16 protein-coding genes are annotated in these 14,961 nt (G+C 40.2%); 4 read left to right on the top strand and 12 right to left on the bottom strand.

Annotation, left to right across the window (positions count from 1 at the left end; genetic code table 11):
- Positions 1 to 20: 20 nt before the first annotated feature.
- From PISS_RS03510 to PISS_RS03495, 4 genes are read right to left on the bottom strand one after another with little or no spacing between them, the layout of a single operon-like run.
- Positions 21 to 482, bottom strand: a complete 462-nt coding sequence (locus tag PISS_RS03510) for a response regulator (RefSeq protein ID WP_010390893.1) — start codon at positions 480 to 482, stop codon at positions 21 to 23.
- A 1-nt stretch (position 483) separates the two neighbouring features.
- The gene (locus PISS_RS03505; RefSeq protein WP_013464186.1) at positions 484 to 1,968 is read right to left on the bottom strand and encodes a sensor histidine kinase; all 1,485 of its coding nucleotides are present in this window, start codon (positions 1,966 to 1,968) and stop codon (positions 484 to 486) included.
- Positions 1,969 to 1,986: 18 nt separating this feature from the next.
- Positions 1,987 to 2,196, bottom strand: a complete 210-nt coding sequence (locus PISS_RS03500; RefSeq protein ID WP_024601538.1) for a hypothetical protein — start codon at positions 2,194 to 2,196, stop codon at positions 1,987 to 1,989.
- Between the two features lie 17 nt (positions 2,197 to 2,213).
- The gene (locus PISS_RS03495) at positions 2,214 to 3,554 is read right to left on the bottom strand and encodes a sigma-54-dependent transcriptional regulator (protein ID WP_016900152.1); all 1,341 of its coding nucleotides are present in this window, start codon (positions 3,552 to 3,554) and stop codon (positions 2,214 to 2,216) included.
- Between the two features lie 227 nt (positions 3,555 to 3,781).
- Here PISS_RS03495 and PISS_RS03490 point away from each other — a divergent pair, with 227 nt between their 5' ends.
- A complete protein-coding gene (locus tag PISS_RS03490; RefSeq protein WP_013464184.1) occupies positions 3,782 to 4,297 on the top strand; it encodes an NUDIX hydrolase in 516 nt (171 codons plus the stop codon).
- A gap of 20 nt (positions 4,298 to 4,317) precedes the next feature.
- Here PISS_RS03490 and PISS_RS03485 read toward each other — a convergent pair whose 3' ends face one another.
- The 3 genes from PISS_RS03485 to PISS_RS03475 form a co-directional block, all read right to left on the bottom strand.
- Positions 4,318 to 4,830, bottom strand: a complete 513-nt coding sequence (locus PISS_RS03485; protein ID WP_058154237.1) for a YgjV family protein — start codon at positions 4,828 to 4,830, stop codon at positions 4,318 to 4,320.
- Between the two features lie 62 nt (positions 4,831 to 4,892).
- Positions 4,893 to 5,459, bottom strand: coding sequence for a Crp/Fnr family transcriptional regulator (locus tag PISS_RS03480; protein WP_058154236.1), 567 nt, complete (start codon positions 5,457 to 5,459; stop codon positions 4,893 to 4,895).
- A gap of 6 nt (positions 5,460 to 5,465) precedes the next feature.
- Positions 5,466 to 6,500: an NAD(P)H-dependent flavin oxidoreductase gene (locus PISS_RS03475; RefSeq protein ID WP_058154235.1), complete on the bottom strand. Its 1,035-nt coding sequence runs from the start codon at positions 6,498 to 6,500 to the stop codon at positions 5,466 to 5,468.
- Positions 6,501 to 6,700: 200 nt separating this feature from the next.
- Between PISS_RS03475 and PISS_RS03470 the strand changes: the two genes are divergently transcribed.
- Positions 6,701 to 8,077: an NAD-dependent succinate-semialdehyde dehydrogenase gene (locus PISS_RS03470; protein ID WP_016900150.1), complete on the top strand. Its 1,377-nt coding sequence runs from the start codon at positions 6,701 to 6,703 to the stop codon at positions 8,075 to 8,077.
- A gap of 71 nt (positions 8,078 to 8,148) precedes the next feature.
- Here PISS_RS03470 and PISS_RS03465 read toward each other — a convergent pair whose 3' ends face one another.
- The 4 genes from PISS_RS03465 to PISS_RS03450 all read right to left on the bottom strand — a co-directional run bounded on the left by PISS_RS03465 (position 8,149) and on the right by PISS_RS03450 (position 10,612).
- A complete protein-coding gene (locus PISS_RS03465) occupies positions 8,149 to 8,685 on the bottom strand; it encodes a DUF924 family protein (RefSeq protein WP_058154234.1) in 537 nt (178 codons plus the stop codon).
- A 132-nt stretch (positions 8,686 to 8,817) separates the two neighbouring features.
- Positions 8,818 to 9,897, bottom strand: a complete 1,080-nt coding sequence (locus PISS_RS03460) for an endonuclease/exonuclease/phosphatase family protein (RefSeq protein WP_058154233.1) — start codon at positions 9,895 to 9,897, stop codon at positions 8,818 to 8,820.
- A 21-nt stretch (positions 9,898 to 9,918) separates the two neighbouring features.
- Positions 9,919 to 10,290: a hypothetical protein gene (locus PISS_RS03455; RefSeq protein WP_058154232.1), complete on the bottom strand. Its 372-nt coding sequence runs from the start codon at positions 10,288 to 10,290 to the stop codon at positions 9,919 to 9,921.
- A gap of 73 nt (positions 10,291 to 10,363) precedes the next feature.
- Positions 10,364 to 10,612, bottom strand: coding sequence for a TIGR03643 family protein (locus PISS_RS03450; RefSeq protein WP_013464176.1), 249 nt, complete (start codon positions 10,610 to 10,612; stop codon positions 10,364 to 10,366).
- A 143-nt stretch (positions 10,613 to 10,755) separates the two neighbouring features.
- Between PISS_RS03450 and PISS_RS03445 the strand changes: the two genes are divergently transcribed.
- Both PISS_RS03445 and PISS_RS03440 read left to right on the top strand, forming a co-directional pair.
- Positions 10,756 to 11,412 (top strand): YoaK family protein, encoded by a 657-nt coding sequence (locus PISS_RS03445; RefSeq protein WP_058154231.1) that lies wholly within the window; start codon positions 10,756 to 10,758, stop codon positions 11,410 to 11,412.
- Positions 11,413 to 11,468: 56 nt separating this feature from the next.
- Positions 11,469 to 13,538 (top strand): TonB-dependent receptor, encoded by a 2,070-nt coding sequence (locus PISS_RS03440; protein WP_058154230.1) that lies wholly within the window; start codon positions 11,469 to 11,471, stop codon positions 13,536 to 13,538.
- Between the two features lie 58 nt (positions 13,539 to 13,596).
- Here the strand turns inward: PISS_RS03440 and PISS_RS03435 are convergent, their stop codons facing one another.
- Positions 13,597 to 14,736 (bottom strand): Na/Pi symporter, encoded by a 1,140-nt coding sequence (locus PISS_RS03435; RefSeq protein WP_013464173.1) that lies wholly within the window; start codon positions 14,734 to 14,736, stop codon positions 13,597 to 13,599.
- Positions 14,737 to 14,961: the final 225 nt, after the last annotated feature.

Here is a 14,961-nt window from a genome sequence, read left to right as displayed (position 1 = left end):
CTCCTGTTTTAATAATATGCTTAATCGTTAAACGTGCTTGGTAGCTCTACAAACTCAACCCAGTATTTACCCAGCGTTTTCATCAACTCAACTAACCCGTCAAACGTAACCGGCTTAGTTATGTAAGACGCAGCGCCTAGGTTATAACCTTTAACCATGTCTTCTTCTTGCTTAGAAGTAGTTAAAATAACCACTGGGATGCCCTTTAGGTTTGGATTTGCCTTAATAGCTTCAAGCGCTTCACGACCATCCATTCTCGGCATGTTTAAATCAAGTAAAATTAAGCCTGGTCTTGGCGAGATGCTTTTATCTACAAACTTGCCTTTGCGCTCTAGGTACTCTAAAAGTTCAACACCGTCTTCAACAAAATGTAATTCATTTAAAACGCGGCTTTCAGCAAGCGCATCTTGGGTTAATAAACGATCATCTTCATCATCGTCTGCCATTAAAATGGTAATGGGTTTTACGTTTGTTAATGGCATATTATGCCTCTCCTTGTAATGTGAATAACTCTGCATCCACAGGTAGTTTAATAATGAAGGTTGCGCCTTCGTTAGGGGTGCTTATTGCTGTAATAGTTCCGCCATGTCGCTCTACAATTCTGCGACACACAGATAATCCAATGCCGGTTCCTTTATATTCTGAACGGCCATGTAAACGCTGAAATGGCACAAATATTTTATCCGCGTACTCATCAGAGAAGCCGATACCATTATCTTTTACGGTAATGACATGCCAACTTACTTTACTATTATGGTCTTCACTAAACTCGCTAATTCGTTCAAAGCTAATATCAATAACAGGGTTTACGTTAGGCGCTCTAAACTTCACTGCATTTGAAATTAAGTTTAAAAACAGCTGATGCATTTGACTCGGATCAGCCTGAATGATTGGCATATCAACCGTTATCACTTGCGCATTAGACTCATTAATGGCTATTTCTAAATCGCTTAAAATATCATTAAGTATGCTATTTAGATTGGTGTCGGTAAAATCTTTACCTCGAGTTGTTACTCGAGAGAACTCTAATAAATCATTAATTAAATTAGACATCCTTTGTGCGGCATTTTTCATGCGGGCAATGTAATCTGCGCCTTTTTCGCCCAACTCGTCTTTAAACATGCTTTCAAGCCGATCACTAAATGCTTGGATTTTTCTTAGCGGCTCTTGCAAGTCATGGCTGGCAACAAAGGCAAACTCTTCTAACTCTCGGTTACTGCGACTTAATTCATCAGAATACAAGGTAAGCTCTTGGGTACGTTCAGTTACTTTACTCGCTAAGGTTTCATTTTGCATTTCCAGCTCGGCGCGATACACGGCCGCATTTTTTAAATTCAGCCTCGCCAATAAAAACATACCCAAAATCAATAATGCGCTGGTAACTGCAGTAATACCAAAAGTGATCTTTGCTTCTTTTTTAATTTGCGCTAATTTCGAAAAGTGACTGACTTTAAACAGTAGTTCGCGCTCTTGAATATCATTAACTCGCTCACGAATTTCTCTATATAAGTCGCGTCCTTCATGTGAATTAAGTATTAGTAAGGCGCGCTGCTCTTTATCATGTAATGCTAATTTAACCGTTTTTTTAAGCTCAGCTATTTTAGCTTCAACCAAGAGTAACAGCTGTGCAATACGCTCAGCCTGCCCGTCAATTTCAGAATGTAAGGCGCTCACATGGTTCGTTTGAGACTTTATTTGTGCGATAGCATCGTAGTAAGGCACTAAATAATCATCCGTTTGAGTTAATAAATACCCACGCTGCCCCGACTCAGCTTGCACTACCGAAAGGTGCAATTGCTCTATCGCCGTGCTTAACATATTAGTGTTATCTAAACTTTGCTGAGTACGCGTTAAGCCTTGTATGGTATTAACCGCTAAAAATGCATTACCTACAATAATGCATAGTATTATGGAGATAAATAACGCCCATACTACATTTGCTTTGCCTTGCTGTTTGCGTTTAATCATTTATCGTCCTGGTTTTTATTATTTTGAGTCTGAAATAAGCTGTAAACTGTCACTACATGCTTGGCAATTAACAATTATTTTATCGAGTGCGGCGAGTGCTTTTTCGACGGGCATATCGTTTTCAAGTACTAGCTTGATAAGCTCAGCATTCATTGAAATACGATTTAACGGTGCCCGCGCATCATGTACTAATTCGTTTAAAGGCTTTATTTGTTTAGTTAATGCCATACTATCCTCATGTTATTTTATTTATATTCGCCAATGCCACCATATGCGTTAAGGCGGTTATAAAGCGTTTTAGTACTTATACCTAACATTTGTGCAGCCAATGTTTTATTACCTTGTACTTTATCGAGTGTTGCATGAATAAGCTCTTTTTCAACTTCTTCAATGGTTTGTCCTGCAGAAACCTGATTTTCCTGAGCTTGATTATTTACTCGTGAAAAAGGTGACTCTAGGTTATCAGGCAGTGCCACATCGCTTGTTTGTGGATCGCTCATAATAAAAGCGCGATGAATTGCATGACGAAGTTCACGTACATTACCTGGCCAGTCGTACGTTTGCAGCTCTTTAAGTTGCTCGTTAGCCCAAGCAAACGCTGTACCATTTTCATCGTTCAACTGCTCTAAAAATGCTTTTGAGAGTAATGGAATATCTTCTTTTCGCTCTCGTAGTGGCGGTATATCAATTGGAAAAACAGCGAGCCTAAAGTAAATATCTTCACGTAAAATATTATTCTGCGCTAAATCGGTAAGGGAGCGATTAGTCGCTGAAATAACACGGCAATTTACTGGTAACTCACGATTACCGCCAACCCGTGTTACTTTTTTAGTTTCAAGTACACGCAGTAAATTAGGCTGCATATCAATCGGCATTTCAGTGACTTCATCAAGAAATAACGTTCCGCCATCGGCTTGTTCAAACACGCCCTCTTTACGGGCAATGGCACCGGTAAATGCGCCTTTTTCGTGACCAAATAATTCACTGCCAATAAGCTCTTTTGAAAGGGCGCCACAGTTGCTAGCAACTAAAGGTCCTTCGCATTGACTGGCATTATGAATAGCTTGCGCTACCACCTCTTTACCTGCTCCGCTTTCACCCATAAGCATAACGTTAGCATTGGTTTTAGCTACGCGCTCTATCATAGTATAGAGCTTTTGCATTGCCTCAGATTCACCAATTAAGGTATCAAAATGATGGGTGATAGCGTTTTTCTTAGCTTTTTTAACAGTTTTTTTAGGACCATTTAAAACCAGTTCTAAATCTTCTCGCTGCAGCGGCTTTAATAAATGCGTTACATTGGGCTCACACATATCGGCTAAAATCCCCTTAACCGATGGGTGCCCTGAAATAAGAGTGACTTTAGGAGATTGACCAATCATTTTTAAATGATCTAATAAATGCAAGCCGCTACCATCGGGTAACATGAAATCCAGTAATACATGATCAAAGGAATTATTCTCAAACCACTGATGCGCTTCTTCTAAACTGGTTGCAGTTTGAATATTATGCCCAAGAAACTCAACAATATGACAAATAACATCACTAAATTCGATGTCGTCATCAACTAAAAGTATATTTAACATGATTAATCCCTATGCTTTTTTATTATTCTACTCACCCCTTTAAACAAATGAAAGGTATTCAGAGCAGGACTAAAACAATGACATTTTATTTTTTAATAGTTCGCCATTATAACTACAGATATATGTATAAACGCTTAAATTAACAATCTTTTCAGCTAATTACTTTTTAACAATGAAGTAATTAATACAACCAACTGATATAATTTACCTTTATTGCTGGAGTCGTTATGCGCCTATTAAAAACCACTATTCACCCCACTATTAATATTACTCAAGGTCGTCAGTTTACTCGCCCTACTGCTCGCGCAATTGTATTTAAACAGCAGTACATTTTATTAATGTACACTCAGCGCTATGACGATTTTAGTTTACCCGGTGGTGGCGTAGACTTACACGAAAGCATTGAACAAGGACTTATCAGAGAGCTTAATGAAGAAACTGGCGCGCAAAATATAAAAATCTGCAGTGAGTTTGGCCTCTATGAAGAATATCGTCCTTGGTACAAAGATGACTTTGATATTATTCATATAAAGTCATACTGTTATGTATGCGAAATTAACGAACAACTCGGCCAAGCACAGCTTGAGCACTATGAGCAACAAAATGGTATGCAAGCTAAATGGGTAAATATTTTTGAGGCGATAGCTCACAACGAACGCACATTAGCTAATAGCGATAAACAAGGATTGTCGATTATTCGAGAAACCTTTTTATTAAAAGAAATTGCCAAACAGTTCTTTTAATAAGTTTACATTGCTGCATTTTACGTTCCTACTTGAGGTTCGGCAAGACTTTTACTAATATAAAATCGATATAAACCAAATAAGTTACTACTTAAAAATAGGCTTTCCATAATTATTGCCACAGGGGAGCCAGCAAAAATATTATGCGTTATCCAAAAAGAGGTTCCCACCACCATACATAACCTCAAGTGCAAGTCTCTATTTTGAAATGAAGCAATGGTTTGTATTAATGTCGCCACTAGCGCAAAGCCACTAAACCAATCTTGCCATGTTAAATAAACGGCTAAACAACTCACTGCCATAAATCCAAACATGGCCCAAGTATGCTTAAAGTATATGCAGTAAAAATAACGTAACGCGGCAATAAGCATTAAGCAGCCGGCACTGTTATAACCCAAAATAAAAAAGTGGACTGAGGTTAATAACACAGAGGTAAATAAACAACATAAGATAATGCGTCGGGACTTAAACTGAAATGAAGCTAAGTCGAGTAAAGTCGCGACGGCAACCAATGATTGGGCAATTAAAAACATAACACTCCAAGGCACTTAAGGCATAAAAATGAGGAGTGTATAGTGCTTTATATAAACAGCACTTAACTTAAGTTAAGTCGCTTACGAATTCGTGATAACGAAATGGCCGAAATACCTATATACATAGCTACTTGGCTTAAACTTAACTGCGCCAACCAATGCGGTTTATGTTTAAGCAAGTAACAGTAGCGCTGCTCGGGGCTGTTGAGTAATAAAAATGCTTCTTTGGCTTCTTTAAATATTAGTTGCTGCGCAATTAGCTTCTGCTTAACGAGTTGGTACTGTGCTTGCTCAAATAGTGTTAGCGGTACTTTAATTACACTTGCCTCATTAATTACTTTTAATTGATAAAAAGCGGGGCTTGAGGTCATCCAATTGGCAAACAGCAATGCAAACTCATTTTTAAAATAAAACTCTTTGCATTTTTGCCCGCCATCAATATCATCATGAATAGCACCTAAAACCCCCTCCACAATTAAATAGCCATAACGCTGTACATCGCCTTGGGGCAATAACACGGTATTGCGCGCGACAAGCTGTTGAGGGTAAATACCTGCCAATTGTGTTTTAAGCTTATTTATAAGCACTTCATAACTATCGCCAAGCGATAAAAGTGGGTTATCAGACATTAAACATTACCATTTTTCCATTAAAATATGCGTAATATCCGCAGCTGATACCCCCACCCGAGGCACATACTTTTGACCACACCATAAAGGCGAAAAATCACTTTGGCCTGCTTTTTCAGCGCATGTTCTTAATGCTGTTATTGCGCTACTAGCGTGGGGAAACGAAGGCACGCCCTCAGGCATAGTACCTAACTCGAGCATGACGCGGTTTTGAATACCCCGCGCAGCTCGACCTGAAAACAAAGTAGTTAGTGCGGTGCTATCTTGAGCCTGCTCTAAAATAGCTTGCTGATGTAAAGCAGATGTTTTTGCCTCTTTACATAATAAATAAGCGCTACCAACTTGAACTCCACTGGCTCCCAGCGCTTTCATATGCTTTACATCATCTGGCGTTGCAATACCTCCTGCTGCAATAATCGGTAATGATAAATGCTCAACACAACGCTTAACTAACTGCTCAGTGGTTTGTTGTAAGCTTAAATCCATTGATAAAAAATGCCCTCGATGCCCTCCAGCTTCTAAACCCTGAGCAATAACAGCATCAGCGCCATTTTCACTGAGCCAAATAGCTTCATCTAAAGTGGTCGCCGTTGAAATTAGTTTAGTGCCCCAGCTTTTTATTTGCGCCACAATAGCGTGCTTAGGTAAACCAAAATGAAAACTCACAACCGCCGGTTTATAGGGTGCAATAATATCAACAACGGTTTGGTTTATAGGCTGACGGGATGCCCCTGCGGTTAAACTTTGCGGGTCAATTTCATACTCTGTAAAATAAGGGGTCAGCATATTATGCCATTGCTGCTTTTGTTGGCTGGTGTAATCAGTAACCGTGTGACAAAAAAAGTTTAGATTAAATGGTTTATCTGTTTTTTGAGTAAGTAAGTCGAGCTGTTCAACTAACTGTGCTGGCGATAACATAGCGCAAGGCAACGACCCTAGCCCGCCAGCTTCACAAACGCTTGCAGCCAATTCAACGTTTTGTACGCCCGCCATAGGCGCTTGAATAAGAGGTAAATCGATATTAAACAATGACTGTATCATCTAACTACTCCCTGTAACTTTTTCAACAACTTGCAGTATTTACAGAACCATAGCAAAAACAACGAACAAACAAAATCTAGATTTTTGTATAAAGTAATATAAAAACCATTATTAACAAAAAGTTATGAATTTTTATAAACTATCGCCCAACTGGCTTTGGTTTTGCACCTACCCTATTACATAATTTGTTAGGAGGTAAAATGAGTAACACAGTAGATACGATCAATCCCGCAACCGAGCAAGTCATCAATAGCTATACGCTGCTTTCTCAAGCTCAAGCAGAACAAGTGATCGAAAAGTCTCATGAAACATACTTAACATGGCGATTAACCTCGTTTACTGAGCGCGCTAAATACCTGAATAAGCTAGCCTCTTTATTTGAAGAGCAAAAAGAAGCGCTTGCTAAACTGATGACCGAAGAAATGGGTAAAGTGTACGAACAAGGCTTTCAAGAAGTGCAGCTTTGTGCTGACATTTGCCGTTATACCGCAGAACATGGCGCCGATATGCTGAGCGACGAAGAACGCGATATGCAAGGCGGTCGTGCAATTATAAGTTATCGCCCCACTGGCGTGTTGCTAGGTATTCAGCCATGGAACTTCCCACTTTATCAAGTTATTAGATACAGTGCCGCAAATATTATGGCGGGTAATACCACGGTATTAAAACACGCGGGCAATGTATTTGGTATGGCAGAAAAAATAGATACCTTATTTAAACAAGCTGGGTTCCCTGAGCATTGCTTTAGTAACTTACTAATTGACGGAAAAACAGCCAGCGCACTTATCTCTCATAAACACATTAGTGGCGTTACCTTCACAGGAAGTGATGGCACAGGTAAAAAAGTAGCTGAGCAGGCCGGTAAGCACGTTAAAAAAACGGTATTGGAGCTTGGCAGTAACGATGCTTATGTTGTACTTGATGATGCCGACCTTGCACTAGCAGTTAAAACCTGTTTGCAGGGCCGCATTATTAACAATGGGCAAACCTGTGTGGCTGCCAAGCGCTTTGTGGTAGTTGACTCATTATACAATGACTTTAAAGAAGCGCTGAGCCAGCAATTTAAAGCAATTAAAATGGGCGACCCTATGGATAAAGATACGGAACTGGGTCCTATGGCACGCGAAGATTTACGCGACAAAATTCATCAGCAAGTGCAAGACTCGGTAAATGCAGGCGCAAAAGTAATTGTAGGCGGCGAAATTCCGCAGCAAACAGGCTATTACTACCCGCCTACCGTGTTAGAAAATTTATCACCAGGGATGCCTGCATATGATGACGAATTATTTGGCCCTGTAGCATCTTTGATTAAAGCCAAAGATAATGACGACGCTATGCGTATTGCCAACGACTCCCGTTATGGACTAGGCGGCGGTATCTTTTCAAAAGATGAGAAAAAAGCCATTGAGCTGGCTAAAAAGCATTTTGATACCGGTATGATCAACATAAATGGTTACGGACTGGCACAACCGAACCTACCATTTGGCGGTGTTAAAGACAGTGGCTATGGCAGAGAACATGGCGGCTTTGGTATTCGCGAGTTTGTGAATGTTAAAAGCATCATGATTAATAGCTAATATCAGGTACCTGGTTAATAAAACTAAACACCACGCTTGTAATAAGCGCGGTGTTTTTTTGCCTGATGAATCTAAAAACCTGAATTGGGCTGTTTTAAAAACTCGCGTTCTTCTTCTGTAGACTCCCGCCCCAGTATTTTATTACGATGCGGGTAACGATTAAATTTATCGATAATCGCTTTATGTTGATACTCAAAGTCTAAGTTATTTTGAATACCTAATCCCTTATATAACTTAACCGCTTCCTTATGAATTAACTGCGATTCGCTGTGCATAAAAGGCATATACAAAAATACTCGCTGCTCATCCGTCAACTTCTTATCAAACCCTTTTGTAATGGCCGATTGTGCTAACGCTAAAGCCATTGAATCACAGGCGAATGATGCTGGCTTGTCACGATAAATATTGCGCGAGAACTGATCAAGCACGATAATTTCAGCTAGGCTGCCTAATGCACTCTCACGCCATTGAAATAACTCACTCGCACTCGCTTGCTGGTGTAATTGGCCAAAACGAGCCTGAATCATCAAATCAAACGCCTCATCTTTTTGCCACCACTGCTTAGGCTCAAGCTCTGTAAACCAAAAGTCGATAATTTCATTAAACATAATGAATCTCTTTGTTAATTAACACTCAACTAAATAGCTCGCTATATAAAATCCCGCAAATTTAAAAGCACGACCCTAATGTATTAATTTTGCCTTTCGCCTAAAGCCTTTAACCTAATACCTGTACTTCATCTAGCCTTTTTCAAACCTAGGCACTTTACGTTTATCGGCTTTGCTCATAGCAAGCTCTTGTATGTCTTGCTGTTTAAGCTCGCTGGGCTTTGTTTCGAGTGATTGCTGATTAGCATCTTCATAAACAAGTTCGGTAAGCAGAGCAAAGTGATCGGAGCCATATTTAGCAAGACGTTTGATACGCTTTACAGTAAAACCTGTAGAGTGAAATAAGTGATCGAGCGGCCAGCGCATAAAAAAGTAACCAGCATGAAAAGTGTTATAAAAGCCCCGTCCTTTACGTGGGTCTAAAAAGCCACTGATTTGCATAAATAAACGGGTGCTGCGTGACCAAGCTACATCATTTAAATCGCCGGCGACTATCGTCGGGCGGCTTGGATTTTTAAGCGCTTTAGCTACCATTATTAGTTCGCTATCGCGCGGACGCGATGAATCTTCTTCGGTTGGGCTTGGTGGGGCGGGATGAATAAAATGCCCCTGCATTTTTAACCCTTGGTGGTTTTCAAATAAAATATGAATAGAAGGAATGTCATCTTCTATAAGTTCACAAATTTGTGCATCGAGTATGTTAAATTTACTAAAGACATGCATGCCGTAGCGGTTATCTTTTGGGCACTGTACTTGATAAGGGTAGTTTTTTTTAAGCACGGACAATTTATCTTGCCACCAACTATCGCTTTCTAAGGTGATAAGTAAATCGGGCTGATATTTATCGACTAAGTTAATTAACTGCTCACTATGTCGATTCGACATCAGTACATTAGCGGATAAAATCCTGATGCTATGATCACTACTTTTTGGCGCTGTTAATACTTCTTTTTTAGCAAACCAAGTGTAGGGATAAATCCACTTAGCTTGAAGCGCACAAATAATTAAAGCAACAGCCGCTATTAATGAGTATGCAATAAAGTCGATTTGCCACATACCTATTAGTGCAACGATAATTACAGCGCTTGCTAGGTAGCACACCTGCAAGCGCACAAAATCGCAACTACGGACTAAATAGTGCTGACTGTATGACAGCGGCAATAAGGTTATTAACAACAAAAAGCCAGTAATTACCGCCAATACTATGAGCATTTATAAGTCCTTATATGGTGCCTAATGGCGCTGTAAAATAGAGAGAATTTCACGGGTGTCGTGCACTAGGTGAATAATAGTGCGATCAACTTCTATTCGCACTGTGTCTCTTTCTCGGTCTACTACTCTAGCACGCTTATAAATATCATGCTCGAGGATATCGCCTTGATGATAACGGGTGTGCCACCCTGGTGGAGTCCACCCTTGGCGAATTAAATGCCTTGCTTGTTTTTTAGAGATTCGTTTTTTGTCATGGTATTGGTTATATTTATGCTTTTTCCAGTGATGCTTGTTTGCGTGTTTATTCGCATGTTTGTCTTTGTGTGGTACAGCAAATGCGTTTGTTGCCATTAGCGCAAAAACCATTACTAAAATACTGATTAGTGATTTCATGGCGATTCTCCAGTGTGATCATTACTGAAGAGTATTAACGGTTAAGCCTGAACATTACATGAAATGAGAAAAATTAACGCTGCTTGTACTGTGTTTTACAATGACTGCGCATAATCGCGGGGTCGCGTAACTTTAGGTGTTTAGTTTTACGCCCAGCATGGCGCTTACGCCATACTTTAAATGAGCCGCTAGATATGTGGTCACGCATAAAATTAACTAACTGAGAGTAATTTAGCCCATACAGATTTTCAATGGCTTCAAATGGCGTTCTGTCTTCCCATGCCATTTCTATAATGCGTGATTGCTGTTCTTGGTTAAACATATTAATTCCAAATTTGGTTAATACGCAAAAGTTAAATTTAGCGATCATCACTTGGTTGTGATGTTAAAAATATAATCTCTTTTCATTTATTAACTTTAATTAAGTGTATGATTAATCTACACACTGAAACCGGAGCTAAAAGGATGTTTACAAAACTACCTAAGTGGGTTGAATATGGTGCGTTTACCCTCGCTTTTATTGCCGGTATGGTAAACGCAGTAGGTTTATTAGGGTTTGAACAGCAAGCAATTTCTCACGTTTCAGGGTCGGTGACTTCATTAGCTATTGAACTTACTACCAACATCAAGGCGGCGTTATTTTTAGTTGCGATTGTACTGAGTTTTATACTCGGCTCGGCATTAACAGGCTTAATGCTTTCAGGCGGTTCACTTAAGCTAGGCCGCCATTACGATACGCTCTTATTTATTGAGGGTATTTTACTGCTGTTAAGCGCACAGCTACTTCAATATTCTTACCCTTACGCACTTACACTTGCCTCTGCTGCCTGCGGCTTACAAAATGCTTTGGCCACTAACTACAGCGGCGCTGTAGTGCGTACCACTCATTTAACCGGTATATTTACCGACCTAGGGTTAATGTTTGGAAAAGCCCTAAAAGGACACACATTCGATACTAGAAAGTGCATTGTTTTTGTATTAATTATTGCCGGTTTTTTAACCGGCGGAGTGGTAGGCGTATTGCTATTTAAACATTACTCAGTGCTGACTTTAGTTGTGCCCGGCATTTTTTGTATTGTTTTATCGATTACTTATCGGGTTTATAGGTTGAGTGTGCTTTAACCAATTCACAAAATCCCCTACCCTAAACTTATCAAATTGCCGATGTGCTGGAATTTATGAAATACTACTATTTACCCCCTTTATTGTTATGCAGTCAGTTAAGTTTAATTAATAGTGCGTGTGCTGAAGATACCGCGCAATCAATTGAACGTATCACAACCACAGCATCACGTAGTGAAGCGCTTTCCACCCCATTACCTTTGGTGATCAGTGTATTAAGCGAATCACAGCTTGAGCTTATTGCCCCTACCCATGTAGAAGAAGCACTGCAACGCGTTGCAGGTGCCAATGTACAACGTGGTAATGGTCAAGAGTATTTACCCGCCCTGCGCTCGCAGGTGCTTTCTGGTACGGGGGCTTGTGGAGGGATTTTAACTGCTGAAGATGGTATTGCACTTCGTGCAGCTGGGTTTTGTAATATTAATGAGCTGTTTGAAGCACATAGTGAGATGGCACAGCGTATTGAAGTATTAAAAGGCCCAGGCTCTGCACTGTATGGCTCAAATGCAGTGCATGGCGTAATTAACGTCATTACACCAGACACGACCCAAGGTGGTGGTTTACTGGGTGTTGATTATGGCTCTTACGGTTATGCTCGCTATAAATTGCGTGCAGGCCATGCTATGGATAATTCAGGGTTCGGTATTAATGCCAGCTTTACCGATGATGGCGGTTACCGAGATGATGAAAGCGTTAAGCAACAAAAAATAAATTTGCGCCATCGCTATAATAATAACAACCTAAGCTTAGTTTCTGGGCTTACGTATACTAATTTAGACCAACAAACCGCAGGGTATATTAGTGGCTTTCAAAGCTATAAAGATGAAGATATTGCACAGCAAAATTTTGATCCTGACGCCTTTAGAAAAGCCCGATCGCTTAGGGCTTGGAGTAAAGCAAGCTGGCAATTAGGTGAGAACACGCTTGTTGTTACTCCTTATATTCGTGACCAAAGCATGGACTTTTTCAAACACTTTTTACCCGGTACTCCGCTCGAAAAAAACAGTCAAACGGGGTTTGGCCTACAATCGCTTTATCAACATTATGTGAACGACAATACGAACTTAAAGCTTGGCTTTGATGGTGAGTTTACCCAAGCCGATTTTTTACAAACCCAAGATAACCCCACCCAAGGCTCTGCGTTTTTAGTGGCCACTGTGCCGCAAGGTAAACATTACGATTACCAAGTCGATGCCACCTTATACGCTCCATTTGCCGCTATTGATTGGCAGCTTAATGACTGGCTTATTAGCGCTGGGCTGCGTTATGAGCACATGCAATATGACTATCAAAATAATATGCTTGCAGGGCGTACAAAAGAGGATGGCAACGAATGTGGTTTTGGTGGCTGTCGTTATAGCCGCCCCGAAAGCACTAAAAACAGCTTTAGTAATCTTTCGCCAAAACTCGGGGTGAGCTATCAGCTTAATACTAACAATACATTATACGCTAATTTTTCAAGAGGCTATCGAGCCCCCCAAGCGGCTGAGCTCTATCAATTACAACGCGAGCAAAGTACTGCCGACTTAGACGCAGAAATAGCTAATAATGCTGAGATGGGTATTAAAGGGGTGTACAACAATACTCGCTATGGCTTATCGATGTATGCGATGAGCAAGCACAATACCATCTACCGCGACAGTGACTTTTTTACTGTTAATGACGGCCAAACTCGGCATCGTGGTATTGAGCTTGAATTAGCGCATAGCTTTAATCAGCACTTATCTGTTAATTTTGCAGGCACCTATGCCAAGCATACGTACTCGAATGAGCAAGTTATTGGCAGCATTAATATTAAAGGTAACGATATTGATACCGCACCTCGAAAGGTTGCTAATATCGATTTTAACTGGCAAGCCAACGAGAGTATTAGCCTTGCGCTGCAATGGCACTATGTGAGCCGCTACTTTTCCGACCCTGAAAACTTACATGAATATCAAGGCCACGATATTTTAAGCTTGCGCGGCCAGTGGCAAATTAGTCCACAGCTATTACTGAGAGCCCGAATTATAAACTTAACTAACACAGCCTACGCTGAGCGCGCCGATTACACCAGCTTTACTGGGGATCGTTACTTCCCAGGTAAACCACGTAATGCCATGTTGTCTGTAAGTTACCAGTGGTAAAACAAAAAATGCGCTATATAAATTATACAGCGCATTCCTTTTATACGTTTATTTCTGCTTATCGAACGGCCAGCACAATTAAACCAGGCACCACAAAGAACGATCCTAGTATATAGCCTAATGCTGCTGATTTATTATTTGTACCAATTTCGGCTAGCTTTTCAGCAAGTTTAAGCGGTATTTCACGCAGCACAGGAACGCCGTAAATAAGTGCAACTGCAAATACATTAAACATAACGTGTACCAATGCAATAGTTAGCGCAACCTCAGCCATAGGCCCTGTAATTGATGTGGCCGCTAATAAAGCAGTAATGGTTGTACCAATGTTAGCTCCCAGTGTGAATGGATAAATTTGACGCGTAGTAAACACACCACTTCCAGCAAGTGGGATCATCAAACTGGTTGTCGTTGATGATGACTGAACCATAATTGTTACTGCCGCACCTGATGTGATACCCGCGATAGGCCCGCGCCCAATGGCTCCATGCAGTATATCTTTTGCAGTGCCAACCAGCGCTTTTTTAAGTAATTTACCTAATGTAGTTACGGCAAATAAAATCAAACAAATACCTGCAATAACCATCGCTGCACCTAGCATTTTTGTATCTAAAAAACTAAATGCATCTTTTATTACGCCAACAGCTGGTTTTACGAGTGGTTTAATAAAGTTGTAGCTCTTTAATGATAAGTCGGCATCACCAATAAATAAGTGCGATAAAGCAGCAGACATTTTTTGCAGCAAACCAAACATTATTTCTAGCGGTAAAAATATAATAACGGCAAATAAATTAAAGAAATCATGAACAGTTGATGCCGCAAATGCACGTTGGAACTCTTCTTTAGAGCGAATATGGCCAATAGACACTAAGGTGTTAGTAATAGTAGTACCAATATTTGCACCCATCACCATTGGAATAGCAATACTTAACGGTAAACCGCCAGCAACTAGCCCCACTATAACTGAGGTAACCGTTGATGATGATTGCACTAAAGCGGTTGCTAAAGCACCTAATAACAATGCGATAAACGGGTTGGTTGCGAATGCAAAAATCTCTTTCGCTCCCTCAGTACCGCCCGACGCTAATTTAAAACCACCACTGACAGTGCCAACGGCTACAAGGACTAAATAAACTAAAAAGGCGATAGCAGCCCAGTTAAGCGTTTTTATTAATAGCGTATTGCGCTTTGATTCACTCATGTTTAAATCTCAGTTTTGTCTTACCGATTATGGCATTTTGATGACGTTTTTGTTTCAGAGCGCATTAGAACACCTAAATATTACAGAAATATTTCAATTCGATTAACGTGCTTTTTTATTCATAACATAAAAACATAAAGGTGAAAAATTGAGTATAAGGCAAGCCATAACTTTAAAAACAATCAATTAAAATCAAAAAATTAAACTTAGTATTCAATTACATAA

The organism is Pseudoalteromonas issachenkonii, from assembly GCF_002310795.1.
Classification (GTDB): domain Bacteria; phylum Pseudomonadota; class Gammaproteobacteria; order Enterobacterales; family Alteromonadaceae; genus Pseudoalteromonas; species Pseudoalteromonas tetraodonis.
The sequence above is the reverse complement of the archived record's forward strand: the minus strand, read 5'-3'. Positions and strand labels throughout refer to the sequence as shown.